The organism is uncultured Sulfitobacter sp. (assembly GCF_947499945.1).
Classification (GTDB): domain Bacteria; phylum Pseudomonadota; class Alphaproteobacteria; order Rhodobacterales; family Rhodobacteraceae; genus Sulfitobacter.
In genome coordinates this window covers 1-566 of record NZ_CANMQD010000023.1, presented here as the reverse complement: position 1 = coordinate 566, position 566 = coordinate 1, and the positions used below count along the sequence as shown (strand labels likewise).

General features: G+C 54.9%; 1 protein-coding gene. It reads right to left on the bottom strand.

Annotated elements, in window-relative coordinates; genetic code table 11:
- Positions 1 to 297: 297 nt before the first annotated feature.
- Positions 298 to 566, bottom strand: a 269-nt coding sequence (locus Q0775_RS19940; RefSeq protein ID WP_298865412.1) for a benzoate/H(+) symporter BenE family transporter, incomplete at its 5' end; no start/stop codon positions are given.

Sequence of the window (566 nt, the reverse complement as noted above, 5' to 3'; positions counted from 1 at the left end):
CGGTCTGAAATGATACCCGCCACGCGGCGGACCTGTTGCGAGTTTTCGAGGAAGGCTTGACGGAGGTGAGCCCTGCGAGAAAGCCTTCATTCAAACAGCGCATGAATCCCCCCGGGATCGGCCCTGTGAGTTGATCGGTCTATTGCAAAAGGCATCCCCGGTAGGCCTTTACGTGCGCACTTACCCGCGTCGCGGCTTGAGCAAAGCGGGGCGCAGTATGTCCGCCAAAGCAAATGGACCGCGTAAGTGTCTCCACCAAGCAGAAACCCTTTCAGATTGGCACGAAATCGACCTCGTCTAAGAAGGTTTGAACCTTGTAGCGATCCGCGTTAAATACCATGCAGCGAGGCCTACAACGACCCCCCAAAAGGCCGATCCTATCCCACCCAGTGTCACGCCCGAGGTGGTAACAAGAAAGGTCAGCAAACCCACCTGCACGTTGTCGGCAGACATCATATCCGACAGGCTTTTCTGAATGGCACCCAGCAGCGCAAGACCTGCGAGGATTGAAATCATCGCTGTAGGAATCAGGATCAATAAATCCACAAGCGTGCCTGCAAAAATGC